This window comes from Kineothrix sp. MSJ-39 (assembly GCF_018917935.1).
Taxonomy (GTDB): domain Bacteria; phylum Bacillota; class Clostridia; order Lachnospirales; family Lachnospiraceae; genus CAG-194.
Genome location: NZ_JAHLPN010000002.1, coordinates 78095 through 104303, shown reverse-complemented (window position 1 = coordinate 104303; position 26209 = coordinate 78095). Strand labels below are relative to the sequence as shown.

Annotated in this window: 25 protein-coding genes; 24 read left to right on the top strand and 1 reads right to left on the bottom strand. The window is 45.1% G+C overall.

Features of this window, described 5'->3' with window-relative positions:
* Positions 1–56 precede the first annotated feature (56 nt).
* From KQI22_RS02095 to KQI22_RS02045, 11 genes are all read left to right on the top strand, one after another.
* Positions 57–764, top strand: coding sequence for an N-acetylmuramoyl-L-alanine amidase (locus KQI22_RS02095; RefSeq protein ID WP_330623228.1), 708 nt, complete (start codon positions 57–59; stop codon positions 762–764).
* Positions 765–894: 130 nt separating this feature from the next.
* Positions 895–1977, top strand: a complete 1083-nt coding sequence (locus KQI22_RS02090) for an L-threonylcarbamoyladenylate synthase (protein WP_305854754.1) — start codon at positions 895–897, stop codon at positions 1975–1977.
* On the top strand, positions 1958–2386 hold the full coding sequence (gene rpiB / locus KQI22_RS02085; RefSeq protein ID WP_216550426.1) for a ribose 5-phosphate isomerase B: 429 nt from the start codon (positions 1958–1960) through the stop codon (positions 2384–2386). Before KQI22_RS02090 ends, rpiB begins: the two co-directional genes overlap by 20 nt.
* 24 nt (positions 2387–2410) lie before the next feature.
* On the top strand, positions 2411–3040 hold the full coding sequence (gene upp / locus KQI22_RS02080; RefSeq protein WP_216550425.1) for a uracil phosphoribosyltransferase: 630 nt from the start codon (positions 2411–2413) through the stop codon (positions 3038–3040).
* 155 nt (positions 3041–3195) lie between these two features.
* A complete protein-coding gene (locus KQI22_RS02075) occupies positions 3196–3681 on the top strand; it encodes a deoxycytidylate deaminase (protein WP_216550424.1) in 486 nt (161 codons plus the stop codon).
* Positions 3682–3693: 12 nt separating this feature from the next.
* A complete protein-coding gene (locus KQI22_RS02070; protein ID WP_216550423.1) occupies positions 3694–4851 on the top strand; it encodes a cell wall hydrolase in 1158 nt (385 codons plus the stop codon).
* A 293-nt stretch (positions 4852–5144) separates the two neighbouring features.
* Positions 5145–5558 carry a PcfJ domain-containing protein gene (locus KQI22_RS02065; protein ID WP_216550422.1) on the top strand — a complete coding sequence of 138 codons (414 nt, stop codon included), beginning with the start codon at positions 5145–5147 and terminating at the stop codon, positions 5556–5558.
* 20 nt (positions 5559–5578) lie between these two features.
* Entirely contained in the window at positions 5579–10966 is a 5388-nt protein-coding gene (locus KQI22_RS02060; RefSeq protein ID WP_216550421.1) for a DUF4132 domain-containing protein, read from the top strand.
* 256 nt (positions 10967–11222) lie between these two features.
* The gene (locus KQI22_RS02055; protein WP_216550420.1) at positions 11223–11990 is read left to right on the top strand and encodes an Rpn family recombination-promoting nuclease/putative transposase; all 768 of its coding nucleotides are present in this window, start codon (positions 11223–11225) and stop codon (positions 11988–11990) included.
* 148 nt (positions 11991–12138) lie between these two features.
* Positions 12139–12555, top strand: coding sequence for an HTH domain-containing protein (locus tag KQI22_RS02050; RefSeq protein WP_216550419.1), 417 nt, complete (start codon positions 12139–12141; stop codon positions 12553–12555).
* Between the two features lie 2 nt (positions 12556–12557).
* Positions 12558–13535: an IS3 family transposase gene (locus KQI22_RS02045; protein ID WP_216550418.1), complete on the top strand. Its 978-nt coding sequence runs from the start codon at positions 12558–12560 to the stop codon at positions 13533–13535.
* 223 nt (positions 13536–13758) lie between these two features.
* Here the strand turns inward: KQI22_RS02045 and KQI22_RS02040 are convergent, their stop codons facing one another.
* A complete protein-coding gene (locus KQI22_RS02040) occupies positions 13759–14238 on the bottom strand; it encodes a DUF402 domain-containing protein (protein WP_216550417.1) in 480 nt (159 codons plus the stop codon).
* A 329-nt stretch (positions 14239–14567) separates the two neighbouring features.
* Here KQI22_RS02040 and KQI22_RS02035 point away from each other — a divergent pair, with 329 nt between their 5' ends.
* The 13 genes from KQI22_RS02035 (at position 14568) to KQI22_RS01975 (ending at position 26184) form a co-directional block, all read left to right on the top strand.
* Positions 14568–14888 (top strand): AtpZ/AtpI family protein, encoded by a 321-nt coding sequence (locus KQI22_RS02035; protein WP_253293467.1) that lies wholly within the window; start codon positions 14568–14570, stop codon positions 14886–14888.
* Positions 14889–14955: 67 nt separating this feature from the next.
* Entirely contained in the window at positions 14956–15354 is a 399-nt protein-coding gene (locus tag KQI22_RS02030; RefSeq protein ID WP_216550415.1) for a hypothetical protein, read from the top strand.
* Positions 15355–15358: 4 nt separating this feature from the next.
* A complete protein-coding gene (gene atpB / locus KQI22_RS02025; protein ID WP_216550414.1) occupies positions 15359–16078 on the top strand; it encodes a F0F1 ATP synthase subunit A in 720 nt (239 codons plus the stop codon).
* A gap of 37 nt (positions 16079–16115) precedes the next feature.
* Entirely contained in the window at positions 16116–16370 is a 255-nt protein-coding gene (gene atpE, locus KQI22_RS02020; RefSeq protein ID WP_022005014.1) for an ATP synthase F0 subunit C, read from the top strand.
* A gap of 88 nt (positions 16371–16458) precedes the next feature.
* Positions 16459–16974, top strand: coding sequence for a F0F1 ATP synthase subunit B (atpF, locus tag KQI22_RS02015; RefSeq protein ID WP_216550612.1), 516 nt, complete (start codon positions 16459–16461; stop codon positions 16972–16974).
* The gene (locus KQI22_RS02010) at positions 16962–17510 is read left to right on the top strand and encodes a F0F1 ATP synthase subunit delta (RefSeq protein WP_216550413.1); all 549 of its coding nucleotides are present in this window, start codon (positions 16962–16964) and stop codon (positions 17508–17510) included. Before atpF ends, KQI22_RS02010 begins: the two co-directional genes overlap by 13 nt.
* Before the next feature lie 33 nt (positions 17511–17543).
* The gene (gene atpA / locus KQI22_RS02005; RefSeq protein ID WP_022005011.1) at positions 17544–19049 is read left to right on the top strand and encodes a F0F1 ATP synthase subunit alpha; all 1506 of its coding nucleotides are present in this window, start codon (positions 17544–17546) and stop codon (positions 19047–19049) included.
* Between the two features lie 26 nt (positions 19050–19075).
* The gene (gene atpG / locus KQI22_RS02000) at positions 19076–19948 is read left to right on the top strand and encodes an ATP synthase F1 subunit gamma (RefSeq protein ID WP_216550412.1); all 873 of its coding nucleotides are present in this window, start codon (positions 19076–19078) and stop codon (positions 19946–19948) included.
* Positions 19949–19969: 21 nt separating this feature from the next.
* Positions 19970–21361, top strand: coding sequence for a F0F1 ATP synthase subunit beta (gene atpD / locus KQI22_RS01995; RefSeq protein WP_216550411.1), 1392 nt, complete (start codon positions 19970–19972; stop codon positions 21359–21361).
* Positions 21362–21374: 13 nt separating this feature from the next.
* On the top strand, positions 21375–21782 hold the full coding sequence (gene atpC / locus KQI22_RS01990) for an ATP synthase F1 subunit epsilon (protein ID WP_216550410.1): 408 nt from the start codon (positions 21375–21377) through the stop codon (positions 21780–21782).
* 83 nt (positions 21783–21865) lie between these two features.
* Positions 21866–22246: a hypothetical protein gene (locus KQI22_RS01985; RefSeq protein WP_216550409.1), complete on the top strand. Its 381-nt coding sequence runs from the start codon at positions 21866–21868 to the stop codon at positions 22244–22246.
* 139 nt (positions 22247–22385) lie between these two features.
* On the top strand, positions 22386–23651 hold the full coding sequence (locus KQI22_RS01980) for a class I SAM-dependent methyltransferase (protein ID WP_216550408.1): 1266 nt from the start codon (positions 22386–22388) through the stop codon (positions 23649–23651).
* Between the two features lie 19 nt (positions 23652–23670).
* Entirely contained in the window at positions 23671–26184 is a 2514-nt protein-coding gene (locus KQI22_RS01975; RefSeq protein ID WP_216550407.1) for a hypothetical protein, read from the top strand.
* Positions 26185–26209: the final 25 nt, after the last annotated feature.

Sequence of the window (26209 nt, the reverse complement as noted above, 5' to 3'; positions counted from 1 at the left end):
ACACAGAGCAGCTTGGCATAGAATGTAGTAAAGCTACACAGTATGTGGAGGCAAACGTGCAAAACAAGCTGATTTCTGTGATCATGGCGATCTGCCTTTTGTGTTCTATGTATTATCTGGCGAGGACAGCAGTGATCTATACCATGCAGCAGGAAAAAAGAGGTGAGCAGCCGGTCATTGTGCTGGATGCAGGGCATGGCGGGGAAGACCCCGGTAAGATCGGAATCAACGGTGCACTGGAAAAAGATGTCAATCTGCAGATCACAATGCGGCTTGCAAGACTGCTGCAGCAGAACGGTTATCAGGTTATTCTGACAAGAAATGAAGACAAAGGGCTGTATACAGGAAATCAGGGAAGTAAAAAGGTGGAAGATCTGAAGAACAGGATCGCACTGATTGAATCGTCCGGAGCGGCTCTGGCGATCAGCATCCACCAGAACAGCTATACGGCGGAGGGAGTGCGTGGTGCACAGGTCTTCTACTATGAAACCTCGGAAGCAGGGAAAGAAGCCGCCCGGATCATGCAGCAGGAACTGATCGCGGGTGTGGATCCTGAAAATAAACGGATGCCCAAGGGCAACAATACCTATTATCTGCTGAAAAAATCGACTGTTCCGACGATCATCGTAGAATGTGGATTTTTGTCCAATCAGGCGGAGGCGGATAAACTGGTGACAGATGCATATCAGGAGCGGCTTGCATTTTATATTGCGATGGCTGCGATGCAATATGTAAGCGGTGTGCAAAAAGCACCGTCAGCCTAGTGCGGAAATGACAAAAATGTATGTAAATGTGTGCGCAGATAGTTTGAAAGCAGGGGGAAATGTGCTATACTAAAGCAGAATTACGGTGAGGTATCAAAATCCCTCATCCGGCAGAGAAGGAATGAGTCATTTGGAAACGAAGTGGATCAAAGATTTAGAGCATACATGGAATGAAGAAGCGATCAGACAGGCAGGCCAGATCATCAGGGACGGCGGTCTTGTTGCTTTCCCGACAGAGACAGTTTATGGCCTGGGCGGAGATGCTTTGAATCCGGACAGTTCCCGCAAAATCTATGCGGCAAAGGGCAGACCGAGTGATAATCCGCTTATCGTGCATATCTGCAGGCTGGAGGATCTTCCGAAGGTCGCAGCCGAGATCCCGGAAAATGCCAGAAAGCTGGCAGAAAAGTTCTGGCCGGGTCCATTGACCATGATCTTCAAAAAGACGGATCTGGTGCCAAAAGAAACGACCGGCGGACTGGATACGGTTGCGGTGCGTTTCCCGGATCACAAAGTAGCACTTGCCTTTATTGATGCAGCGGGCGGTTTTGTGGCAGCACCGAGTGCCAATACTTCAGGCAGACCTTCTCCGACACTGGGGAAATATGTGTATGAGGATATGAACGGAAAGATCGAAATGCTGCTGGACGGCGGACAGGTCGGAATCGGTGTGGAATCGACGATCGTAGATGTGACGGGTGAAAAGCCTATGATCCTCAGACCGGGTTATGTGACATATGAAATGATGCAGGAAATTTTGCCGGAGCTTTTGCAGGATCCGACTATGTTCAGCGTCAGCGGAAATGCAAAGCCGAAGGCGCCTGGCATGAAATATAAACACTATGCACCAAAGGGTGAGCTGACGATCATCAGCGGACAGGCTGATCATGTCAGGAAACGGCTTCAGCAGGAAGTGGACAAAAAGCGTGCGCAGGGATATAAAGTCGGTGTGATCGCTGCAGGGGAAGATGGCAGCGCCTATCAGGCGGATTCTGTTAAGGTAACGGGAAACAGGGATGATCTTGCGCAGATCGCAAAGGATCTTTTCCGGATGCTCCGGGAGTTTGATGATGAGGGAATGGACTTCATGTATACAGAAAGCTTTTCGGATAAGGGGATCGGACAGGCTGTTATGAACAGGCTGCTGAAGGCAGCAGGTCATAAAATAATAGATGCAGACCAGGAGGAAACAGATGATAGCAATAGGCAGTGATCATGGCGGATTTGATCTGAAGGAAGCTGTGATAGCACATTTAAAAGAAAAAGGATATGAAGTAAAGGATGTAGGCTGCTACGATAAAAGCTCCTGCGATTATCCGGTTTACGGAAAAGCAGTGGCTAACGCGGTAGCGGATGGTACATGTGAGAAGGGAATCGTGATCTGCACAACGGGGATCGGTATTTCCATCACAGCCAATAAAGTAAAAGGAATCCGTGCTGCGCTCTGCGCAGATACACTTTCCGCAAAGCTGACAAGACTGCATAACGATGCCAATGTACTGGCAATGGGAGCAGGGATCGTCGGACCAAATCTGGCACTTTCCATCGTCGATACCTTCCTTGAAACAGAATTTTCGGGTGAAGAAAGACATCAGAGAAGAATCAATCAGATTGAAGATTAATCAATACACAGGAGGACAAAGAGTATGAGTAAGGTAGTAGTTATGGATCATCCGCTGATCCAGCACAAGATTGGTATTATCCGCAGAAAGGAAACAGGAACAAAGGATTTCAGACAGAATATCAGCGAGATCGCAATGCTGATGTGTTATGAAGCAACAAGAGATCTGCCGCTTGCTGATGTAGAGATCGAAACACCGATCTGCAAGACAACCGTAAAAGAGCTGAAAGGTAAGAAACTGGCTGTAGTACCGATCCTGCGTGCAGGACTTGGCATGGTAGACGGTATGCTGGAAATGATCCCAGCTGCAAAGGTAGGACACATCGGTCTGTATCGTGATCCTGTTACTGTAAAGCCGGTAGAATATTACTGTAAGCTTCCGGAAGACTGCGCACAGAGAGAAGTGTTTGTAGTTGATCCGATGCTGGCAACAGGCGGTTCTTCTGTAGCAGCCATCCAGATGCTGAAGGATAAAGGCTGTAAGAACATCCACTTTATGTGTATCATTGCTGCACCGGAAGGTGTAAAAGCAATGCAGGAAGCACATCCGGATGTAGATATCTACATTGGTTCTCTGGACGAAAAGCTGAATGAGCACAGCTATATTGTACCGGGACTTGGTGATGCAGGAGACAGAATTTTCGGAACAAAGTAAGTGATATTCATGTCATAAACGATGCGAGGGTAAAAACAGATTGCAGTGCGTGTTTCGGTATGGATTGTTATCTGTGGCATCGGTCATTTGGTCTGCGTAGCAGAATGATATCTGCTGTATATGCGGATCTGCCAGGAAAACGGATGGGATAAATTATGAATCATAAGAGAAAAGATTACATTTCGTGGGATGAATATTTTATGGGCGTTTCCATGTTGTCGGGGATGCGCTCCAAGGATCCGAATACACAGGTTGGAGCCTGCATTGTCGGAAAAGACAATCGTATTCTTTCCATGGGATATAACGGATTCCCAAATGGATGCAGCGATGAGGATTTCCCGTGGGACAGAGAAGGCGATGCGCTGGAAACAAAATATCCTTTTGTCACACACAGCGAGCTGAATGCCATTCTTAATTATCGCGGTGGAAATCTGGAAGGCACAAAGCTGTATGTCTCCCTGTTCCCTTGTAATGAGTGTGCAAAAGCGATCATACAGGCGGGGATCAGAACGGTTGTGTATGACTGTGACAAATACGAAGGAACGCCGATGAATATCGCATCGAAAAAGATGTTTGACGCAGCAGGCGTGGAATATTACCGGTATGAAAGAACCGGCAGAAAAATAGAACTTGATCTGTAAGGGATGTAGCAGATGACATTTTGTAAGAACTGGAAAAAATGGATAGCTTTTACAACATTGACGCTCGGTTGTTTGATCGGGCGTCCTTTGTATACCTATGCAACGGCGGGACAGCAGCTTGAGCAGGCGCAGCGTGATAAAGCGAAAGCGGAAAACGGACTGGAAAAGGCAAATGACAGCATTCAGGATCTGCAGACAGATCGGGCAAGCCTGCAAAGCTATCTGGATAATCTGAATGAAGAGTTGCAGAAGGCTAACAGTAAACTGCTGGAAATTGATGAGATCATCGAGAAGAAGCAAAATGCGATTACCGAGGCGCAGGAAACGATCGCAGATGCCAAGGAGCAGCAGAAGGTACGATATGAAGAAATGAAGCAGCGGATCCAGTTCTTATATGAAGAGGGAAACACTTCTTATCTGGATGTTTTCCTTTCTGCATCCAGCTTTTCGGATTTGCTCAATAAGGCTGATTATATTGAGATGATCAACCAGTATGACCGGAAGATGTTGCAGGAATATGCGGATACACAGGTAAAAATCGCAAAGAAGGAAAAAGAACTCAAACAGGATAAAGAGACACTTGAAATGCTGCAGCAGGAAGCAAATGCCAGCACAACGGGATTGTATGAGGACGTTAAGAAAACAAGCGAAAATGTACGCCAGTACTTAGATCAGATCGCAGAAAAAGAAGAAGAAGCACTGGCTTACGAGCAGGAGATCGCACAGAAGGAAAGCGATATCGCAACGCTGCAGGAGCAGTATAAGGAAGAACTTGCCATGTCCCTGCAGTCACAGGCGATGGTCAACAGGGATCTGTCGGATGTGCTGTTTGCGAGCGGTGATGTGGATCTGATGGCTGCGATCATTGAGTGTGAGGCGGGCGGCGAAAGCTATACCGGAAAAGTGGCGGTCGGAGCAGTTGTACTGAACCGTGTCAGAAGTCCGCTGTTCCCATCCACTGTGCTGGAAGTTATCATGCAGAAGAAGCAGTTTTCACCCGTCGGCAGCGGACGTTTTGCATTGGTGCTTGCCCGAGGCGCAAATGAATCGTGCTATCAGGCAGCGCAGGATGCCATGGCAGGTGCTTCACCGGTCGGAAACTGTCTGTTCTTCCGTACCCCGATCCCGGGGCTTACCGGGCAGCAGATTGGGGGACATATTTTCTACTAAGGATTGGGTAGTAATGTGAAAATAAACAGGAACATTCTAGGAATGCAATCACATTTGCCTACCCTAGGATGTTCCTGTTTTGTATTAACATTTCTATGAGGTGATTGCTTTGAAAAAATTATTAAATAATTCCAAGCTTGTGATTGCAGTTGCCATTGTTGGAATTGTATTCTGTACTATTTCACTGATAATATCGCTTATCAGGCAATATATTCCTGGCTCTATTATTTTTCTTTTATGTGTTTTATATTGTGCTAATTTAATTATAAAACGTAAAAGATAGGAGAAAACATATGCATTTATATGTCAATATGAAGCAGCTTGGAAAGCGTAAAAACACGATAGATAAAGTGGCATTTTCTTATGAGAAAGCACCGGAGAGTTTGCGGGAGCTGATCGGAGAAACGGTAAAGATCTGCGTGGCTGATTATATAGACCGCATGGACAGAGGCGAGGCGGTGCTTTCCAAGGAGCAGATCGAGGATATGTCACAGATCGGTAAGATTGCATTCGGGATCGTATACGGGGAAAAGAAACCGGATGTAAAAAAGGCAATAGAGACGGCTGTGCAGGGATTTGAGGATGGATTGTTCCGTGTCTTTCTGGGAGACAGAGAACTGGAAAATCTGGATGAGAAAGTGGAGTTTGCAGAGGGTAACGAAATTACATTTATCCGCCTGACGATGCTGGCGGGCAGAATGTGGTAAAGATGTGAAAGGGGCTATACATGGGAGAAGGTAAGAAAACAAGACAAGAGCTGGAAGAGCAGAAGAAGGTTGCAAAAGAGGTTAGACAGGCATTTGATAAAGCTTCGCGGGAGCTTAGAAATGGCTACAGTGAGCAAGTAAGACAGGTGCTGGATGAAAGTGACAAATATAGAGGAAGTGTGTCCTCCACAGTGATCGGCAAGCGGCTTAGAACCTTTCTTGAAAAGAAAGGAGCCCGTCCGTCCGAGTTCTTCAGAAAAGAGTTGAAGAATATGCCCGGATGGCTGCCTGATGCGCTGCTGGAGGATTTTTATGTTTCCGTAGACAGTATTATAAAATGGCAAGTGAGTGAGTACTATTACAGGAGAACGATGCGGACAAAGCGGTATACGACATTTTTGGACAGATACTTCCGCATTTTAAAGGCATACCATGAGATGGGCATCTATCAAGCAGATATTGTATCCCTGTATAAAGAAGAACTGCCTGCGGACAAGCTGTGTTTTTACCGCAATAAATATGCCACTGCGGGATACAGTGCTGTATCGGAATACTGGATCGCTGCAGAGCTTGACCGGGGCAATGAGGAACTTATCAGGCTTCTACTGGATGTGCTGCTTGGTGAAGGCACGCAGACAAAGCTGACAACAAGTATGCTCCGTGGTATTTTCATGAGCGAGAATACGGAACTTTATGAGGCTGTCGGAAAACTTCTTCTTGCGGCGAGATTGCAGGAAGGGCTTCGTCAATCAATCTGTGAAAATATGGATTACGGAACTGCGCAGGCATTTATGACACTTTTTCAGGTGATAAAAGAAAATGACCTCTTGCGCTATTCTTCTGTCATGCGGGCAGTCGCGACCTGGACGGGACTGATCGCAAGCGAGGAAAGTAAAATTGACAGGATCCAGAAAAAGCAACTGTTATCCATAGACACTTATCTGCATGATGAAAAAGCCAGAAAAGAAGCACTTGCAGGCGAGGATGCCATGCAGATCTATCTGGCTCTGTGGAGCTATGGATTTTTCGATTTGGATGAGGCGTGCGCTGTTATGAATAAGCTGGCGCTAACCGGCAGCAGGCATCAGAGAATGGTTTTCGGCATGTATATCAAGTCGATGAATCTTGGCATGGTATACACCCATAAAGTGGCAAAAACATTTATCAGGCAGTTTTCGGAGGAAATGGATACCATAACTGTTATGCTGCCAAGTTTTATGTCGGATTTTGTGTCTTATATGAATGAACTGGTCTATGAGGAAGGGAAATGCTACAGTGGCGTGCTCCGGGAAAAGACATATGCGGAGGTGGAGAAATACTTTGACAGCAGACAGGAATGCCAGGAAATCTATGATATTCTGGAAGATATTCTTGCACGTATTCCGAAAAAACGGTTGGAAATCGATCCATGCGTATTTCCATGGAATGCAGAATATCTTGACCGCTCGGATGTGATCATGCGTCTTGCCATCTGTGCAAGTGCCCTCCGTGATGAGGATAAGATCACGCATATTGCAGAGATGCTGCAGGAGATAGATATTTCCCATTACAGCAGGGATACACTGTTGCTTCTTTTGGTCAGAGAACCTGCAAATGACAGACAGAGAGAAATACTGGTAGATGCGGTTGCGGATAAAGAGACGTATACGCGGCAGAAAGCTGCAAAGCTGGTCAGCGCCATGGAACTTTCAAAGGCAGATTATGCAAGACTTGAGGGAATGCTGAAGTATAAAAAATCTGATATCAGGGAAACTGTATTATCCATCCTTTACAAGCTGGATGGAACAGAGATGGAGCAGATGATCTGCAGACTGCTTACTGACGCAAAAGAGGAAAAGAGGACAGCAGGACTGGATATTCTTCTGCAGCTTAAAAATGATGACAAAAGACAGAACTTGTTTACAGCATGTGCAGGCTGTATGGATGAAATGGAGCAGAAGGGGATCAAAGTTTCCACGAAGGAACAGATACTGATCCGGGAGATCCGAAACGAGACAGAGAACAAAGCAGGTGCTGCACAAGGCTATGGGCTGTATGATGTAAATGCGGACTATACGCCTGTATTTGATGCAGAGTATCTGGCAGAATGCAGGGAATTTTATAACAGATATTTTTCGGACAGCGGGATTGCCACAGGGAAACTTGTAGGAAGCGCAGGTAAGCTGGCAGGAACTTTTCTGAAGATGAAGGACAGATTATTAAACGGATCAAAGACAGGAACAACAGATCCGGGAGAAATCCTGCGGAAGCTGGATGCCCTCATTGATATCCATAAATATGATGAATATGAAAACAAAAATGGGGAAATCTGTATGCTTGGCGAACAGCCGGGGATTTATGTTGCGGCGGATGACGAAAGCATCATATTGGAAGACCTGTGGCTGGTTTTTTATGAAAAGACAATACAGACTCCGGAAGTATGTATGCAGGCTTATGTATATTTACAGGGGTATAACAATGATAAGGAAGACTTTAAAAAGTATTGTGAAAGTTTTCTTGCAGACCTGTTCGGATGGCAGTATACAGGGGAGAGGGTTAGCCTTGGCTACATTGCGCATATCAGAGCAGTCATCAGCTATCTGTATCAGAAATTTGTACCGGACAGTGATGAGAGAAAGCTGGCTGTGGTTGCAGCGGACTACCTTTTAAGCCGGAAGGAGGACCTGATCTATACATTCCGGGGGAAAAAGCGCAGAAATCATTTTATAGAAGAAACAGAGGAACAGGAGACATTGTGCCACCGGAGCGTGCTGACGCATGAGCAGATCATGATATTGGCAGGCAGGATCTCGCCTGTCCACAGCGGTGGCGGAAAGGCACCGGAGGCGGAGGCAGGTTCTGCGGAGGCTGCTTATAAAGAGGAACTATTTGTCAGGCTGTTCCCGTACAACTATGCGCTGGCAAAGGCACACGATTTCAGGATCCCGGCGGATGTGATCAACGAACCGGGCGATCACTACTGGGTACATGGCTGGAATACAATGGAAATACCGAGTCTTTCCACTTATATTGCGGCGCACAATCATGGACTGATCAGCCGGGATTATATGTACAAGATGGCATTTGAAGGCAATCCGCTGGATAAGAGTCTGGAATGTGTATCGAATGTGATGCAGTATGTGACAGAACAAGACAGACAGCGGCAGGTCAGAGGCTATGAATGGAAATGGGGCTGGGCAGAAAGAAAACGAATGGACAGCGTGAAACAGATCCTGCTCCACGCACCATCCGGGGATTTGTCTGAGAAGGATCAGGCATGTCTGGAGATCGCCAAAAAGCTTTATACGGATATGTCGGCGCTTGTAATGGAAGCAGAGCTGACAAGAGGAGATACAGAGACAGAATTTTCACCATATGTATATGGACTGAAACGCGTATACGGAGCAGCGTATTTTGTCAGAATACTGGCTGCACTCGGTAAGGAAACGCTGGAGAGATCTACCTATTTTAGCGGCAGTTATACATATGGCAGACGTCAGAAGGTCAGCAAGAAGAACAGCCTGTCGCATCTGCTGCAGGTTTGTATGCCTGATGTGAACGACAATGCGGATACGCTGCGGTCTTATCTGGAAGGAACCGACATCAGTGAAGCGCGCCTGATCGAGGCTGCCATGTATGCACCGGAATGGATCGATATTGTGGGTGCATATCTTGGCTGGGATGGATTTACGGCCGGCTGCTATTATTTCATGGCGCATATGAATGAAATGTTTGATGATAAGAGAACGGCAATGATCGCCAGATATACGCCGCTTGAGGTGGATGAGCTGAATGCGGGTGCTTTTGATAAGAAGTGGTTTACAGAGGTATATGAAAAGCTGGGGGATCAGCGCTTCCAGCTCATATACAAGGCTGCAAAGTATATATCAGACGGCGCGAAACATACAAGAGCCAGAAAATATGCAGATGCTGCACTTGGTAAATATGAAGAAGAAAAGCTGTTTGCCGAGATTGAGGCAAAGAGAAACAAAGATCTCCTCATGGCGGTCGGTATTCTGCCGATTGAAAAGGAGGCGCAGATCAAAGACAGATATCTGTTCCTGCAGAAGTTTAAAAAAGAAAGCAAGCAGTTTGGTGCCCAGCGGCGTGCAAGCGAGGCGGCTGCAGTTGAGATAGCTATGCGCAACATGGCAGTAAGCGCCGGCTATCAGGACGTGACAAGACTTATTCTGCGCATGGAGGGGCTGGTGGCGCAGGAAATGGCGGAATATTTCAAACCGCATGAAGTCGGCGAACTATCCATATGGCTGGAAATGGAAGAGGGCGGCAAATGTGCGGTCATTTGTGAAAAGAATGGCAGGCAGCTCAAGAGTGTTCCGCCAAAGAGCAAGAAAGATCCGTATGTGCTGGAGCTGACAGATGCCAAAAAGCAGCTGACAGAGCAGGCAAGACGTACAAAGGCTATGCTGGAAGCTGCAATGGAGAGTCAGGAAACTTATGCATATTCGGAAATAAAGGGAATGCTGGAAAATCCGGTCGTACACGATATGGTCGCTGCGCTGGTGTTCAAAACGGAGGATGACATACTTGGTTTTGCTGCAGAGGATGCATTTTATGTGCCGGCAGAAGACGGAGAGATGCGGCAAATGCAGCTTGCAGATGGTACAAAATTGACTGTGGCACATCCGTATCAGATGTATATGGCTGGCAAATGGCATATGCTCCAGAAATATGTATTTGATCAGCAGATCATACAGCCGTTTAAACAGGTATTCAGGGAATTATACGTAAAAACAGAAGAAGAACTGAATATGGAGCATTCTCTCCGCTATGCGGGCAATCAGATCCAAACGAAGAAAACGTTGGGCTGTCTGAAAGCAAGACATTGGGTGGCAGATATCGAAGATGGTCTGCAGAAGGTATATTACAAGGAAAATATCGTAGCAAGGATCTATGCCATGGCAGACTGGTTTTCACCATCTGATATAGAAGCTCCGACGCTGGAATGGGTTGTATTTACAGACAGAAAAACGGGAAAAGATCTGAAACTGAAGGAAATCCCGGATATTCTGTTTTCCGAGGTGATGCGGGATGTGGATATGGCTGTCAGCGTGGCACATGCGGGCGGTGTGGATCCGGAGACTTCTCATTCCACAGTGGAAATGCGGAAGGCGATCGCAGAATTTACGATGCCATTGTTCAGATTGACGAATGTGACCTTCACAAAGAATCATGCTTTGATAGAGGGAAAACGCGCAAATTATACGGTTCATCTTGGAAGCGGCGTGGTGCATCAGGAGGCAGGCCCGATGATCAATGTACTGCCGGTTCATTCGCAGAGGCGCGGACGCATTTTCCTGCCATTTGTGGATGATGATCCAAAGACGGCAGAGGTATTGACGAAGATCTTATTTTTTGCGGAGGATGAAAAGATCAAGGATCCGTATATACTGGAGCAGATACAGTAGAGGTATTTATGGTTGCCTGCATTCAGTATGTATGTTAAACTGAATGCAAGCAGAAAGTCAAAATCATATTTTATATGGGATGGCTCGCCATCCCATTTTCTATTTCATGATAGGTAACTCTGACTGGTTACTATCATATATCTAAACGTTTCAAGAAACTTCACTGCTTAAATTCCACAAACAAATGAATAGCAGAGAGGTTTCAAAGTATAACAGACCTCTCTGGGTAAGCATGGCTTACAGAAGAGGAGGTCATATGACACAGAAACGAAAAAATGTCGTATCGGATATGGGGACAGGAAAAGGCAAAACGGAGACGATCAATTTTGATGAGATTGGTATCACCAATGATTTCATGTTTGGCACGGTATTCCGGGATAAGGAAAAATGTAAGGAACTACTTCAGAGAATCCTGCAGATCAAACTGATCGAGATTGAGGTTGTAGAGCCGCAGAAGTCGATGAAAACAACCTTTATCGGAAAGGGAATCCGTATCGACATTTATGCCAAAGATAGCGCTGGTAATGTGTATGATATCGAAATGCAGACAACGGAAGAAACAGATCTGCATTTGAGAACACGCTATTATCACAGTGAGATGGACGGCTACCAGATCCGTGCAGGACAGAAATATTTTAATTTAAAGCAATCGGTTGTGATCTTCATCTGTACCTTTGATCCTTTTGCAGATGACAGAAGTATTTATACATTCGAGACGACATGTAAGGAAAATAAAGAATTGGTGCTTGCGGATAAACGACAAACGTATTTTGTAAATATAAATGGCAACAGAGAGGGGATCAGCGAGGATACAACAAAATTACTTGATTATTTCAAAACCGGACAGCCAACGGATTCTTATACAGAAAACATTCAGAATCAGGTAAAGATTATAAGAGAAGATGATGATTGGAGGGAGAATTATATGACGATAGAAATGAAAATGGATCAGAAATATGAGCAGGGACGAAAAGAGGGGGTGAAAATCGGCAGAAGCGAGGGAATGAAACTCGAACGTGAATAAAATATACCCCATAAAGTGGACACGATAAGAAGAAGGGTTCCTGAAGAATGGACACATAAAAAGGGGATAAAATCCCAACAAGTGGACATAAAATAGAAGGATTTTCTCTAGTGGATGATATATAATAAAAGCATCTGCAGGAGGAAATATGAAGGAGTATACAGCGAAACAGATTAAGCAACTTGAAAAGAATCCATATGTTTTTAAAGTAACGAAACATATGATATATTATACTGCAAAATTTAAAGAAGATTTTTGGGTAAGCTACCAGGCTGGAAACACACCTAGAAAAATTCTTGAAGATTTTGGATTTGATTTAAGTATATTTAGACAAAAACAAATAGATTCACTTGTGCAGCACATAAAAAAGCAAGCCCTGGCTGGGGAGGGATTTTCTGAAGGTGCTAATAGAAAAAGAAGAATTCCCCCAAAGCCAACAGATATAGAAGAATTGGCAGCACCTCAATCCATAGAGCGAATGCAAAATGAGCTGTTGTATCTACGGCAAGAAGTTGAATTTCTAAAAAAAATTATTATTGCGGACAATTTGAGAAAGAAAAAGTAATCATGGAGATGGCAGAGAATAAATTTGAGATTATCCATGAGACAATTAGTAAAGCAAATAATACACTGTCAGTTAAAATGCTCTGTGAAATTGCTGGCGTCTCAAGATCCGGTTATTATAATTGGGTGAATGCAGCAGATAAAAGAGATGAAAAAGAAAGACAAGACAGAGCTGACTTTGAACTGATTTTAATTGCATATAGCTTCAGGGGATATGATAAAGGTGCCCAGGGAATATATATGAGATTGCTGCATATGAATCCGCCTGTTATCATGAACGTCAAGAAAATAAGACGATTGATGAAAAAATATGGTCTTGTATGTAACATACGAAAGGCAAATCCTTATAGAAGGATGGCGAAAGCAATAAAGACGAATAATGTTGCAGAGAACCTTGTAAAGCGTGAATTTGAGAAATATGGGGCTAGAAAGATACTACTCACAGATATTACATACATTCCATTTGCTGGTCGTTTCTGCTATCTGTCAACAATTATGGATGCCTTTACAAAGCAGATATTGTCCTATGTGCTAAGTGAATCATTGGAAGTTGATTTTGTGTTGGAAACAGTAAAACAAATGATAGAAAAACATGGAATTTCTCTTGCAACAGATACAATCATACATAGTGATCAGGGATGCCACTACACAAGCTGTAGCTTTATTCAACTTGTAAAAGATAAAGGATTAAGGCAGTCAATGTCCAGAAAAGGTAACTGCTGGGATAATGCACCGCAGGAAAGTTTTTTTGGTCGAATGAAAGATCATATAGGAGAAAGGATACGGGAATGTACAACATACAAAGAGATACATACTATTATTGATGACTGGATGGATTATTATAATAATGACAGATATCAATGGAGATTGGCCAAGCTTTCTCCAAATGAATATTATCAGTATATAACAACAGGTATATATCCAATTAAGGGGAAAACCCCTTTATCAGATATAGATAACGAAGAAGGTAATGAAATATAATGATATAGCCATCTGCTGGCTGGAAAATAAAATCCCTTCTTCTTAATTTGTCCTTGACAAGGGGTATACTTTAGAAAATACAGAAAAAGAACGGAAAAGAGCTGACGATGCTCTGAAAAGGGCAGCAGAACTTGAGAACGAGGTAAAAAGACTGCGCGCCATGCTAAAGAAGTAAAATAAAATGCCATATAGGAGCGATTATGCTTGCTATATGGCATTTTTATTATACTTCAAAACTCTCCACATAATCCTGGATCCGTTTAAATTCCCCTGCATAGATCATGCCAAGCAGCTTGTCCAGCGTGCGCAGGGATTTCAGGAGCTGCTCTTTTGTGATGATACCCGCTTCTTCCGCGTCTGCAAGTTCATCCAGATCCACAACTTTTACAAAACCATCGGGATAGATCAGCACATCCGCCAGCAGATCGATCACCGTCAGAGAGGATCCGTCCTCATTCCAGCTATGCGTGATAATGTCAATATACCAGTAAAGCAGCCTGCCATCCTCATAATAGAATTTGCTGACTTTGATACCATGCTCCAGAAAATAACAGGAAATGCCATGGTGCAGGTCTTTCTTCGGATGGAGCGCAGACCATGTTGTGACCAGACGATTGTCCTCGAAGGAAACAATGTGGTCGTTTTTCAATAAAATACATTCATCCGGAATAATCCGTTTACGATAGAGAGAGAATTCTTTCATAAGGTTCTCCTTATGTGGGATTGAGGAATCTTTGATTCACTATTCAGCACCCCATTCGCAAAATCGCATCTTAATGATGCTTTCCTTTTGCTCATGTGGTTGCTTCGCCATATCATCCGTAAATAGCGTGACCATAAATGGTCAGCTTATTACGGATTGTATGGCTCTGAATAGTTATACAAATCGTACTCTGCGTGGTACAAAAAGTCAATGAGAAGAAAGAAAATAAAATGAGAAAAAATAGCTATAAATTAAAATGGGTATTTTGGTAGACAGTCCACAAAAAAATAGGTATAATGTAAGGAAGTTCGATTAGGATGAGGTGTGATTTGAAAAAACCGAAAAAGCAGAAAAAAAATGGGTATGACAGAAGCGTATACCGGTCACTTGCAATGATCACGCAGTTTGGCATCAATATGCTCGTGCCGATCGTGCTTTGCGGCGGTGCAGGGTGGTATCTGGACAAGCTTTTAGGCACTTCATTTTTATCGATCATCCTGTTTTTCATCGGTGCCTTGGCCGGTTTTCGGAATATTTATATTTTCGCGATGCGTACAGCCGGGGATGATTCCGGGCGGAAGAAGCGCAGAGCCGATGTAAAGGCACACAGGATCGACAGGACGCAGGACGATTCTTCCGAGGAGCGCTGAATGACAAGGCGTGAGGACAGATGGATCCTGTGAGGCAGAAACAGTTTGAGGGAGAAACGGAGCTAACATGCAGAAATTAAAAAACTGGTTAAACGGTTTAAGTGATGTACTGCCGGATCTTCTGATCGGTATTTTGTTATATGGTGTGGTCTGTGAGGCTGTTGGTCTTATTTTTGTAAAAGACCGTTTGTTTTACAGTATTGGTCTTCTTACCGGTATTTTATGTGCGATGGGCATGGCGGTCCATATGGCATGGTCGCTGAATATGGCACTGGATCTTGGCGAAAGCGGCGCGGTGAAGAAGATGCAGCTTCATAATCTGCTCAGATACGGAATCGTCGTTGTTGTTGTATTTGCTTTATGGCTTTCCGGTATCGGAAATCCGGTCGTATCCTTTTTAGGCATCATGGGTTTGAAAGTAGCGGCGTATTTACAGCCGTTTACTCATAAATTATTCAGGAGGTGAATGTATGGGTCAGGGTATTTTGTTATCCGCAGATCAGGAAGTAGATTTCATGGTACATGGCGTCTTTTCCTATAAGTGGTTTGGTCATACCGTGTGGATAACAACAACACATGTATGTGTCCTCATTGTATTTTTGATTCTTGGCATTTTCGCATTATGTGCCAATCGTGCAATGAAGCATGCAAGTGATGTGCCGACAGGCTTCCAGAATGTTGTGGAGATCATTGTGGAAATGCTGGACAATATGGTAAAAGGTACCATGGGCAAAAATGCATCAAAGTTTGCCAATTACATCGGAACCATTTTTATCTTTATTTTCATCAGCAATATTTCCGGACTATTGGGGCTTCGGCCGCCGACAGCGGATTATGGAGTGACACTTCCGCTTGGTGTTATGACTTTTGCAATCATTCATTTTAACAAATTCAAGTATCAGAAGGTCAGTGGAGTCATTAAGGGATTATGTGAGCCGTGGCCGTTCTGGGCACCAATCAATATCATTGGTGATGTGGCTGTTCCGATTTCCTTGTCACTTCGTTTGTTCGCAAACGTGCTTTCCGGAACTGTCATGATGGCGCTGGTCTATGGACTGCTGAAATGGTTTGCCGTTTTCTGGCCGGCAGCGCTGCATGTTTATTTTGATTTATTCTCAGGAGCGATCCAGACATATGTATTCTGTATGTTGACGATGACATATGTAGCGGATGCGATTGGGGACAATTAAAGAAAGTTATTCATTTCAATTAAGGAGGAAACAAAACATGGAATTTAACACAAACTTTATCTTAGGTTGCTCAGCAATCGGTGCTGGTCTGGCAGTTATCGCCGGTATCGGACCTGGTGTAGGTCAGGGTATTGCAGCAGGTCACGCAGCAGCAGCTGTAGGTAGAAACCCGGGTGCAAAATCTGATATCACAGGTACCATGCTTCTTGGACAGGCAGTTGCAGAGACAACAGGTCTTTACGGCTTACTTATTGCTATGCTGTTATTATTCGTAAAACCGTTAGCAAAATAAAGACCTTCGGGACAAATCATGAAAGGAGGCTAATGGCTTGAATACGATACTAAGTACGACCTTCGTACTGGCAGAAAGCGAAGCAGGTATGACAAGATTATTTGATCTTGACTGGCAGCTTTTGCATGATGCGTTTCTTATGATCCTTGCGATCTTTGCATTATTTCTGTTTCTGTCCCACTTCCTGTTCAATCCGGTCAGAAAGTTCTTAACGGACAGACAAAGCCGTATTGCGGACGACATTGAGACAGCGCAGACAGAAAAGGCAGATGCCATCGCACTGAAGGAAGATTACGAAAACCGCATCCGCGAGATTGACAAGCAGGCGGAAGAGATCTTAAGTGCAGCAAGACAGAAAGCACTGGCAAATGAAGCGGATATCGTTGCAAAAGCAAAAGAAGAAGCAGCCCGTATCATTGCGAGAGCAAATGCGGAAGCTGAACTTGAAAAGAAGAAAGCAGCGGATGATGTGAAGAAGGAAATGATCCAGATCGCGTCTGCAATGGCAGGTAAGGTTGTGGCAGCTAACATTGATACAACAGTAAGCGACGGCCTGATTGACGAGACATTAAAGGAAATAGGTGAAAGCACATGGCTAAGCTAGTATCCCAGACATACGGAGAAGCGTTGTTTGAGCTGGCAAAGGAGCAGGATAAGATCGATGCCTTTACACAGGAGATCGATGCCATATCCGAGGTGCTTGCCGAAAACCCGGACTTCTCCAAATTAATGAATCATCCAAAGATCGATAAAGAAGACAAGCTGGAAATTGTCGACAATGTCTTTTTGGGACGGATCGACAAGGAACTGGTTGGTTTTCTGAGACTGCTCGTCACGAAAGGACGTTATGCGGATCTTGACAGCATCCTGCAGTATTTCCGGAATGCGGTCAAGGAAGAAAAAGGCATTGGCGTGGCTTATGTCAAAAGTGCCGCCACACTTTCCGACCGGCAGAAAAAGCAGATCGAAGAAAAGCTTCTCGAAACGACAAAATACACCAACATGGAGATGCACTACAGCATAGATGCAGCTATCATCGGCGGTCTTGTGATCCGTATCGGGGATCATGTCGTGGACAGCAGTATTGCAACGAAGCTTAATGAGCTGAAGAAACAGCTTATGAAAATTCAGCTGGCATAGCCGGCTAGTATTTAGAAAGGAACAGAAAGATCCATGAATTTAAGACCAGAAGAAATAAGTTCAGTGATTAAGGATCAGATCAAGAGATATGCGTCAGAGCTTGAAGTATCAGAAGTCGGTACTGTTATTCAGGTAGCAGACGGTATTGCACGTGTGCATGGTCTTGAAAAGGCAATGCAGGGCGAGCTTCTTGAATTCCCGGGTGAAGTGTACGGAATGGTCATGAACCTCGAGGAAGACAACGTCGGTGTAGTACTTCTTGGCAGCCAGAAGAATATCAGTGAAGGCGATACCGTAAAGACGACAGGACGAGTTGTAGAAGTCCCTGTAGGCGATGCTCTTTTAGGACGTGTCGTAAACGCACTTGGTCAGCCGATCGATGACAAGGGACCGATCCAGACAGATAAATATCGTCAGATCGAACGTGTGGCATCCGGCGTAATCACAAGAAAGAGTGTAGACACACCTCTTCAGACAGGTATCAAGGCTATCGATTCCATGGTTCCGATCGGAAGAGGACAGCGTGAGCTGATTATCGGCGACAGACAGACCGGTAAGACAGCGATCGCGATCGATACGATCATCAATCAGAAAGGACAGGGCGTAAAATGTATTTACGTTGCGATCGGTCAGAAAGCATCTACCGTAGCAAGCCTTGTCAAAACATTAGAAGAGTTTGGTGCCATGAGCTATACAACGGTTGTAGCAGCTACAGCTAGTGAGCTTGCACCATTACAGTATATTGCACCGTACGCAGGATGTGCGATCGGTGAGGAATGGATGGAGAACGGAGAAGATGTTCTCGTTATTTACGATGACTTAAGTAAGCATGCAACTGCTTACCGTACACTCTCCTTGCTCCTTCGTCGTCCACCGGGCCGTGAGGCTTATCCGGGTGATGTATTCTATCTGCATTCCAGACTGCTGGAGCGTGCAGCCCGCATGAGTGATGAATACGGCGGAGGCAGTTTAACAGCCCTTCCGATCATCGAAACACAGGCAGGCGACGTATCCGCTTACATTCCGACCAATGTTATTTCCATCACAGACGGTCAGATCTATCTGGAAACAGAAATGTTTAACTCCGGATTCCGTCCGGCTGTTAATGCAGGTCTTTCCGTATCCCGTGTAGGTGGTTCTGCGCAGATCAAGGCAATGAAGAAGATCGCTGCTCCTATCCGTGTGGAGCTTGCACAGTACCGTGAGCTTGCTGCATTCGCACAGTTTGGTTCCGAGCTGGATGCAGATACCAAGGAAAAGCTGGCACAGGGTGAAAGAATCAGAGAGATCTTAAAGCAGCCTCAGTACAAGCCAATGCCTGTACAGTATCAGGTTATCATTATTTATGTAGCAACCAATAAATATCTTCTGGATGTCCCGGTTGAGGATATTACAAGATTTGAAGCAGAGCTCTTTGAATTTTTGGATACAAAGTATCCTGAAGTACCGAAGAACATTGCAGAGGAAAAGGTAATCTCCGAGGAGACAGAACAGATTTTTGTAAAGGCAATCAAAGAATTCAAGGCACAGTTTAAGTAAATTGCAGAAAGAATAGGTGAACACGCATGGCTTCAATGAGAAGTATCAAAAGGCGCAAGGAATCTGTTCAGAGTACACAGCAGATCACGAAAGCAATGAAGCTCGTATCCACTGTTAAGCTGCAGAGAGCAAAAACGCGTGCAGAACAATCAAAGGCATATTTTGAATGCATGTATGAGACTGTCAAATCCATGCTTGCCAAAGCCGGAACGATCAATCATCCTTATTTAAAGGCCGGTGAAAGCAGCAAAAAAGCAGTCATTGTCATCACAAGTAACAGAGGTCTTGCCGGCGGTTATAACTCCAATGTCGTAAAGCTGATCACAAAGAACGAGGATCTGAAAAAAGAAGATCTGAAGATCTACGCGATCGGTAAAAAAGGAAAAGATGCACTGGAGAGAGCCGGTTATGAGATCGCTGCCGATTATTCCGATATGATCGACGAACCGGTTTATATCGATGCCATGAATATCGCGAACACTGTTCTGAAAGCATTTTCAGACGGTGAGGTCGGTGAGATCTATCTGGCATATACAGCATTCAAAAATACCGTTGTCCATATTCCGCAGTTTTTAAAACTTCTTCCGGTCAGCGGACAGGAGACGGAAACGACGGAGACAAAGACAGATGCGGACGATAAGCTTCTGATGAACTTCGAACCGGAGGAAACGGAAGCACTTGATCTGATCATTCCAAAATATATCACAAGCCTGATCTTTGGCGGAATGGTAGATGCTGTCGCAAGTGAGAACGGTGCACGTATGCAGGCAATGGATTCAGCAACGAGCAACGCTGAAGAAATGATTGATTCATTGGCTTTACAATACAATAGAGCCCGTCAGGGATCTATTACGCAGGAATTAACCGAAATTATAGCAGGTGCGGAGGCCATCAGCTAGAAAAGGAGTGAATAGAAAACAATGGCAGAACAGACAATCGGAAAGATCACGCAGGTTATCGGTGCTGTACTTGATATCAAGTTTGCGGAAGGCAGCCTTCCGGAGATCAACGAAGCAATTCGCATCGAGCGTGGCGAAAACGAAAAGCTCATTGTAGAAGTGGCACAGCATCTGGGCGACGACACTGTCAGATGTATTGCCATGGGACCGACTGACGGACTGGTAAGAGGAATGGATGCGATCGCAACAGGTGCTCCGATTACCGTACCTGTCGGTGAAAAGACATTGGGAAGAATCTTCAATGTCTTAGGTGAGGCAATCGATAATAAAGAACAGCCTACAGATGTGGGCTACGAACCAATCCACAGACCGGCACCAAAGTTCGCAGAGCAGTCCACAGAGACAGAGCTTCTCGAAACCGGTATCAAGGTAGTCGATCTTCTCTGCCCGTATCAGAAGGGTGGTAAGATCGGATTATTCGGTGGTGCAGGTGTAGGTAAGACCGTACTGATCCAGGAGCTGATCCGTAATATCGCAACCGAGCATGGTGGATATTCCGTATTTACAGGCGTTGGAGAGCGTACAAGAGAAGGAAACGATTTATATCATGAAATGACAGAATCCGGCGTTATCGATAAGACGACCATGGTATTCGGTCAGATGAATGAGCCACCGGGGTCCAGAATGCGTGTCGGTCTGACAGGACTGACAATGGCAGAGTACTTCCGTGATAAAGGTGGTAAGGACGTACTTTTATTCATTGATAATATTTTCCGTTTTACACAGGCAGGTTCCGAGGTTTCAGCGCTTTTAGGCCGTATGCCTTCCGCTGTAGGTTACCAGCCGACACTGCAGACAGAAATGGGTGCCCTGCAGGAGCGAATCACTTCCACAAAGAATGGTTCCATTACTTCTGTACAGGCAGTTTATGTACCGGCGGACGACTTAACTGACCCGGCTCCGGCTACAACATTTGCCCATCTGGATGCAACAACCGTACTTTCCCGTTCTATTTCAGAGCTGGGTATTTATCCGGCAGTTGATCCGCTGGAGTCTACCTCCCGTATCCTCGATCCTCGTATCGTAGGACAGGAGCACTATGAAGTAGCACGTGGTGTACAGGAAATCTTACAGAAATACAAAGAATTACAGGATATCATCGCAATCCTTGGTATGGATGAACTTGGCGAAGATGATAAGCTGGTCGTAAACCGTGCCAGAAAGATCCAGAGATTCTTATCTCAGCCATTCTTCGTTGCTACACAGTTTACAGGCTACGAAGGAAAATACGTACCGATTGCAGAAACGATCAGAGGCTTCAAGGAAATTCTGGAAGGTAAGCATGATGATATTCCGGAAAGCTACTTCTTAAATGCCGGAAGCATCGATGATGTGGTAGCCCGCGTAAAGTAAGGAGTGAGACCGGATGGCAGATGAAAGAAACTTTGAACTGAAGATTATCACACCGGATCGCGTTTTCTACGAAGGTGAGGCTGTCATGGTCGAGTTTAATACGACAGAGGGAGAGATCGGTATTTACAAGCATCATATCCCGATGACGGTGATCATCAAACCGGGTATTCTTACCATTACGGAAGAAAATGACGAAACGCGTGAAGCAGCTCTGCACGCCGGTTTTGTAGAAATACTGCCGGACAGAGTGACGATCATGGCGGAGATCATTGAGTGGCCGCAGGAGATCGATCTGGACAGAGCGGAGGCGGCAAAGGAAAGAGCCGAAGAACGTCTTTTGCATAAGACAAGCGAGACTGATGTCGCAAGAGCGGAGACTGCGCTGCAGCGTGCACTTGCACGTATCGAAACAGTCAAATAGAAGAGCAAAATTTTGCGGGAGCTGTTATGTAACAGCTCCCTTTCTTTTGTCATATATATAGAGAAAAGTAGTTTGAGGCCTGCATGAAAAAAATGAATGTGCTTCCTTTTTATATGACATATCCCGCAGTCGCCTATACCAAAGAAAACGGAATGGTGGAAGATCTGGAATATTTCCAACAGATGTACTTAAACGGTGCGAGGATGCTGCAGCGGGAAATTGTCAAGTCGATCAGTATTTTAGATTATGACGGCAGTATGATCTACGATGCTTATCCGGATCAGCTCATGCTGCGCAGACTTTCGGCAGATCTTCTGGGTAAGATGAAAAAGCAGACAAAGCCGGAAGATCCGCTTTATAAAGTGCTTTCGCAGGACGGGATCGATGAGCTCGTTTTTCTGATCCTGCTGAATGAGGTGCTGAAACGCAGACACAAAAAGGATATGGGATTTCTGCAGTTTTAAGATAACAGGCTGGAGCCTGGCAAATCCGTAATAAGCTGACCGGTTAAGGGCATGCTTTTACGGATTTGTGCCTTGACGAATAGATGCAGGCAACTTAAAATGAAACTATTCGAGGTCAGACAGATAAGGAATGTGATACATGGAGCGGATAGAGCAGATACTGGAAGAAAAACTGAATACAGATCTTTTGCAGATCGTACTGAGTGATCCGCGTAAAAAGCCGGAAGCCTTCGGAAATGCACAGGGCATGGAGAAAGATAAAGCACTTCTGGCATCCAAGGTCAGGATCAGACCCGTGCAGAAGAAGGACAGGCTGTTTTTTCAGATGACAAGCTATGTGGGAACACAGGTGTTTCACGCTAACTATGAAAAGGAAGAACTGATCGCGGAAATTATGTTGCTTTTGGCTAACTTCCGGCAATTTTCCCTGCAGGCGGCGGATTGCCAGGTAACAGCCATGATCAGTAAAAACGGAAAAGTTACCGTGAAGAAGCGGGCAGCAAAGAAACCGGAAAGATCCGGAAACAGTGTATCAGACGAACGAATCTCTGTTATGGGAGATATGGGAACATGTAATAAAGATAGATTGTCCCACAACCGCAAAAAGAAGTACATTCTACAGGAAGGCGTCTGTGTTCCGTTTTTGCAGGAGCTTGGTGTGCAGAATGCGGATGGCAGTATCGTGCGCACGAAATATGATAAATTCAAACAGATCAACCGTTTTTTGGAATATATCGAGGATGTACTGCCGGCGCTTCCACAGGACAGAAAGATCTCCATCGTGGATTTTGGCTGTGGAAAGTCCTATCTGACATTTGCCATTTATTATTATCTGAAGATCTTAAAGGGATATGATATCGATGTGATCGGACTGGATCTGAAAAAAGACGTGATCCAGCACTGTAACCGTCTGCGGGATCAGTACGGCTATGAGGATCTGCATTTTCTGGAAGGCGATATTAAAAACTACCGGGAAAAGGAAGAAGTCGATATGGTCGTAACACTGCATGCATGCGATACGGCGACAGATTATGCGATCGCAAAGGCGATCTCCTGGAATGCGAGTGTGATCCTGACTGTTCCGTGCTGCCAGCATGAGCTGAACAGACAGATCAAATGTGACATGCTATCTTCCGTGCTTTCCTATGGGATCTTAAAGGACCGTATGGCAGCGATCCTGACGGACGCAGTCCGGGCGCAGCTGATGGAATGCTATGGCTATGAAACGCAGATCATGGAGTTTATCGATATGGCGCACACGCCGAAAAACCTGCTCCTGCGCGGCGTGAAAAAGAAGGGGATGCAAAAACGTCCTTCTGTAGAAAAGGTAAAGGAGCTGCTTGATGCACTTTCCTGTCATCAGACATTATATGATCTTTTAATGGGAGAAGCAGTCCAGAGGTAATAACGTGAAGAAATCAATTTTGAAGATAGTATATACGGTCATCATGTTTCTGATCGCGATCCTGATGATCGATCATTTTATGAATAAAGGAAATACGGATATCACGGCAGAAATGCCGAAGGCAACGTATCCGCTCGTCTATGTGATGGAGGGCGATACGCGCATCAACTGTCTGCACGGCTATGACCAGGAAATGGATTGCAGCCAGCAAAATGATACGATATCGCCGTTGCAGAAGGATGACCGTAAGATCTCCCTGCAGATCGATCTGTATGCGGACAGCATTTCCGCACTGGCTTACGAGGTCAGATCGGCTGACGGACAGCGTCTTGTGGAGGATACGGAGATCAGCAGCTTTACGGAGTCGGAAGATACGACGTATGTGGATCTGGTACTGAAGGATCTTCTGGAGGAGAAAACCGAGTATTCCTTCTGCTTGAAGCTGACGGATACAGAAAGCAGGACGATCTATTATTATACAAGGATCGTACTGGCGGATGCGGCGTATCATGTGAGCGATATGACAGCATTTGCGTTGGATTTCCACAGCAGAAGCTTTGATAAGGAGCGTGCGCAGGAACTGACAAAATATCTGGAGTCCAATGCAGACGGAGATAATACGACCTACAGCAAGGTAACGATCCATTCGAGCTTTGCACAGATCACCTGGGGTGATCTTTCCGTTAAAGAGGAAACAGAGCCGGAGGTCTATGTCAGAAGGATCAATCCGTATGTGGCAAATGTCGAGCTGCGTTATGCCCTGTCCGTTGATATGACGGATGGCTGTCGGTATTATAATGTGACGGAGTATTACTATATCCGCTATACGGCGGAACGTATGTATCTGCTTGACTATGAAAGGGACATGGATTCTTATTTTGAACCGGAAGCAGCTTCCTATACAAATAACAAGTTGTCTCTGGGTATCAGTGACGGAAATCTGGAGCTGGCGGAGAGCGAAGACGGCAATGTATTTGCGTTTGTGAAGGAAAACCGGTTGTTCTCCATTAACCTGACAGACAGTAAGACTGCATTATTGTTTGGCTTTTACGATCAGGATAATGTGGACAGCAGGACGCTGTATCAGAATGGCGGGATCAGGATCGCCAGTGTGGATGAGACGGGTAACGTCCGTTTTCTGGTATACGGCTATATGAACCGCGGTAATCATGAGGGCAGTGTCGGTGTTGGCTGTTATTACTACAACAGTATGCTGAACACGATCGAGGAAGAGGTATATATCCCTTATACAGGTTCTTCCCAGCGGCTGATGCAGGATATTTCGCAGCTTGCCTACGTGAATAACAAAAACCAGCTGTTCCTGATTTTGGATCACGTGATCTATCAGATCGACCTGGTGGAAAAGAGCTATACTGCGCTGCAGGAAAATCTGATGCAGGGCAGCTACCGCGTATCCGAAAGCAACCGGATGATCGCATGGCTGACCGGGGATGCGGACAGCAGTCAGGAGCTCATCCTGCTGAACCTGAATACGGGCAGACAGACAAAGATCGAGGCGGGAAGCGGCAGATGTATCAGACCGCTTGGCTTTATGAATGAGGATCTGATCTATGGGCTGGCATATCGGACGGATATTACAAAGGATAATATGGGAAATACGCTGTTTCTGATGTATGATGTGAAGATCCAGAATGAAAGTGGCGATATTTTAAAGGATTACAATAAGAACGGCATTTATGTACTGGAAGCGGAGATCAACGGAAATCAGATCGACCTGCATCGTGTGAGTGCAGACGGAAACGGCGGTTATACAGCAGTAGCGGATGACCAGATCATGAACGATCTGCCGGAGACAACGCAGAAAAATACGGTGGAGGTCGTTGCAACAAAGGATTATGAAAAAATCGCACAGCTTGCCATGAAGAGCAGCCTGAAATCGGATAAGATGAAATATCTCACACCAAAGCAGGTCATGTATGAGGGCGAGCGTTCCATCCATCTGCCGCAGACAGAGGAAAAGCAGGAATGCTATTATGTGTATGACGGCTACAGGCTTTCTGCGATCGTACAGCAGGCAAGAGAAGCGGTCGCAAAGGCAGATGCCCTGTCAGGAAAAGTGCTCGATGAAAATGGAAACTGTATCTGGGAGAAGAGTAACAGAAGTAATGTCAACCAGATCATGAAGATCACGGCGGATATGGTTTCGGAAGAGAGGAGCAGCGTTGCGGTCTGTCTTGATACGATCCTGTCCTTTGAAGGTGTCAGCAGAAACAGCATGCAGCTTCTGCAGGCAGGAAAGTCGCTGTTTGATATTCTGCAGGAAAATCTGCCGGATGATAAGATACTCGATTTGACCGGCTGCAGCATGGAAAGTGTGCTTTACTATGTCGGAAAGGATATTCCGGTCATGGCACTGTTAAATGATGGAAATGCAGTACTGATCGTGGGCTATAATGAGCTCAATACGGTCATCTTTAATCCGATGAGCGGAACGATATCCAAGATGGGTATGAATGATTCGCGTGATTATTTTGAAGCGAACGGAAACTGTTTTATCACATACAGTAAATAGGGTTGAAAGAAAAAAGGCATCTGCG

Coding starts and splice junctions, on each gene's coding strand:
- KQI22_RS02060 (WP_216550421.1), top strand. CDS start 5,579: ATGGGAGAAGGTAAGAAAACAAGACAAGAGCTGGAAGAGCAGAAGAAG.
- rpiB (WP_216550426.1), top strand. CDS start 1,958: ATGATAGCAATAGGCAGTGATCATGGCGGATTTGATCTGAAGGAAGCT.
- KQI22_RS02075 (WP_216550424.1), top strand. CDS start 3,196: ATGAATCATAAGAGAAAAGATTACATTTCGTGGGATGAATATTTTATG.
- KQI22_RS02065 (WP_216550422.1), top strand. CDS start 5,145: ATGCATTTATATGTCAATATGAAGCAGCTTGGAAAGCGTAAAAACACG.
- atpB (WP_216550414.1), top strand. CDS start 15,359: ATGGGTCAGGGTATTTTGTTATCCGCAGATCAGGAAGTAGATTTCATG.
- upp (WP_216550425.1), top strand. CDS start 2,411: ATGAGTAAGGTAGTAGTTATGGATCATCCGCTGATCCAGCACAAGATT.
- atpC (WP_216550410.1), top strand. CDS start 21,375: ATGGCAGATGAAAGAAACTTTGAACTGAAGATTATCACACCGGATCGC.
- KQI22_RS01985 (WP_216550409.1), top strand. CDS start 21,866: ATGAAAAAAATGAATGTGCTTCCTTTTTATATGACATATCCCGCAGTC.
- KQI22_RS02070 (WP_216550423.1), top strand. CDS start 3,694: ATGACATTTTGTAAGAACTGGAAAAAATGGATAGCTTTTACAACATTG.
- KQI22_RS02030 (WP_216550415.1), top strand. CDS start 14,956: ATGCAGAAATTAAAAAACTGGTTAAACGGTTTAAGTGATGTACTGCCG.
- KQI22_RS02040 (WP_216550417.1), bottom strand. CDS start 14,238: ATGAAAGAATTCTCTCTCTATCGTAAACGGATTATTCCGGATGAATGT.
- atpG (WP_216550412.1), top strand. CDS start 19,076: ATGGCTTCAATGAGAAGTATCAAAAGGCGCAAGGAATCTGTTCAGAGT.
- KQI22_RS02055 (WP_216550420.1), top strand. CDS start 11,223: ATGACACAGAAACGAAAAAATGTCGTATCGGATATGGGGACAGGAAAA.
- KQI22_RS02045 (WP_216550418.1), top strand. CDS start 12,558: ATGGAGATGGCAGAGAATAAATTTGAGATTATCCATGAGACAATTAGT.
- atpA (WP_022005011.1), top strand. CDS start 17,544: ATGAATTTAAGACCAGAAGAAATAAGTTCAGTGATTAAGGATCAGATC.
- atpF (WP_216550612.1), top strand. CDS start 16,459: ATGACAAGATTATTTGATCTTGACTGGCAGCTTTTGCATGATGCGTTT.
- atpD (WP_216550411.1), top strand. CDS start 19,970: ATGGCAGAACAGACAATCGGAAAGATCACGCAGGTTATCGGTGCTGTA.
- atpE (WP_022005014.1), top strand. CDS start 16,116: ATGGAATTTAACACAAACTTTATCTTAGGTTGCTCAGCAATCGGTGCT.
- KQI22_RS02010 (WP_216550413.1), top strand. CDS start 16,962: ATGGCTAAGCTAGTATCCCAGACATACGGAGAAGCGTTGTTTGAGCTG.
- KQI22_RS01980 (WP_216550408.1), top strand. CDS start 22,386: ATGGAGCGGATAGAGCAGATACTGGAAGAAAAACTGAATACAGATCTT.
- KQI22_RS02050 (WP_216550419.1), top strand. CDS start 12,139: ATGAAGGAGTATACAGCGAAACAGATTAAGCAACTTGAAAAGAATCCA.